This is a genomic window from Leucobacter sp. M11, from assembly GCF_035726885.1.
Classification (GTDB): Bacteria; Actinomycetota; Actinomycetes; order Actinomycetales; family Microbacteriaceae; genus JAPFRB01.
Genome location: NZ_JAPFRB010000002.1, coordinates 256146 through 258105, shown reverse-complemented (window position 1 = coordinate 258105; position 1960 = coordinate 256146). Strand labels below are relative to the sequence as shown.

Below are 1960 nucleotides of genomic sequence, written 5' to 3'. Positions count from 1 at the left end.
GCCCGCCGCCGCGCCGGGGAGCGACGGGCCGCACGGCTCAGATCCAGGAGTCGTAGCGCGCGATGAACGTCGTCTTGATGAACTGCGTCAGCAGGCAGTACGAGACGAGGGTGGCGATGAGCCACGGGAAGTAGCTCGCGGGGAGCGGGACGAGCCCGAGGCTGGCGCCCCAGCCGCTGAACGGCAGGATCAGCCCGAACACGCACACCGCGCCCGTCGCCAGCAGCACCGGCATGCTCGCCGTTGACTGGAAGAACGGGATCCGCCGGGTGCGGATCATGTGCACGATGAGCGTCTGCGAGATGATCGACTCGATGAACCAGCCCGACTGGAAGAACGCGGCCTGATCGACCGTGTTCGCCGCGAACACGAACCACATCAGCGCGTAGGTCGTGATGTCGAAGATCGAGGAGATGGGCCCGATCCGGATCATGAATCGCGCCAGCGTCTTCGACTCCCACACCCGGGGTCGGCGGACCTCCTCCTCGTCCACCCGGTCCCAGGGCAGGGTCAGCATGGAGAGGTCATAACTGAGATTTTGGACGAGGACGACGAGCGGGATCATCGGCAGGAACGGCAACATCGCGCTCGCGACGAGCACGGAGAACATGTTGCCGAAGTTCGAGGACGCGGTCATCTTGATGTACTTCATGGTGTTCACGAAGGTGCGCCGACCCTCCATGACGCCGCCCTCCAAAACCGTGAGGTCCTTCTCGAGCAGGATGATGTCCGCGGACTCCTTCGCGATGTCCACCGCGGTGTCCACCGAGATCCCGACGTCCGCGACGCGGAGGGCGGGGGCGTCGTTGATGCCGTCGCCGAGGTAGCCCACGGTGTGCCCGTTCGCGCGCATCGCCTCCACGATCCGCGCCTTCTGCGTCGGGTTCACCTTGGCGAATACGGTCGTGCGCTCGGTCAGGTCCGTCAGCTCGTGCAGGGAGAGACCGTCGATCTCCTGGCCGAGCACCACGGTGCCGACATCGAGGCCGACGTCCCGGCACACGGACTCGGCGACCACCGGGTTGTCCCCGGTGATGACCTTGACCGCGATGCCGTGGCCCGCGATGCTGTCGAGCGCCTCCCGGGCGCTCTCCTTTGGCGGGTCGAGGAAGGCCAGGAAGCCCGCGAGCACGAGCTCGGACTCGTGGGAGGCGACGTACTCCGTCTCCATGCCGTCCGTCGGCTCGAAGTGCCGGGTGGCCACGGCGAGCACCCGCATGCCGAGCGCGTTCTGCTCGTGGACGAGGCCCTCGAGCGCGGCGATCCGCGCGGTGCTGAGGGGGACCTCGCGGCCCCCGTCCAGCTCGTGCGTGCACTGGGCGAGCACCTCCTCCATCGCCCCCTTCGTGATGAGGAGGTGCCGGTCCTCATCGGTGACGATGACGGACATCCGCCGCCGCTCGAAATCGAAGGGGACCTCGTCCACCAGCCGGTGCAGGGACTGCACACGGACCAGCTCCGCCTCCCCGGCCTCGTCCAGGATGGCGCGGTCCAGCAGGTTGCGCAGCCCGGTCTGGAAGTGCGCGTTCGCGGTCGCGTAGCCGAGGGTGCGCTCGCTGCTGCGCCCGTGCACGTCGAGGTGGCGCTCGAGCACGATGCGGTCCTCGGTCAGGGTGCCCGTCTTGTCGGTCGCGAGCACGTCCATCGCCCCGAGATTCTGGATCGAGTTCATCCGCTTCACGATGACCTTGCGCCGGGCCATGTACTGGGCCCCCTTCGCGAGGTTCGCGGTCACGATGAGCGGGAGCATCTCGGGGGTGAGGCCGACCGCGGTCGTGACGCCGAACAGGAAGGCGCTCATCCAGTCCTTCGTCAGGCCGTTGATGATGAACACGATCGGCACCATCACGAGCATGAACCGGATGAGGGTCTTCGTGACCTGCTTGATGCCGGAATCGAAGGCCGTCTCGGGGCGCTTTCCGACGATGGACTTCGACATGTTGCCGAAGTAGCTCTGCGC

1 protein-coding gene is annotated in these 1960 nt (G+C 66.9%); it reads right to left on the bottom strand.

Features of this window, described 5'->3' with window-relative positions; all coding sequences use genetic code 11:
- Positions 1–37: 37 nt before the first annotated feature.
- Positions 38–1960, bottom strand: a 1923-nt coding sequence (mgtA, locus tag OOT08_RS05430) for a magnesium-translocating P-type ATPase (protein ID WP_325091558.1), incomplete at its 5' end; no start/stop codon positions are given.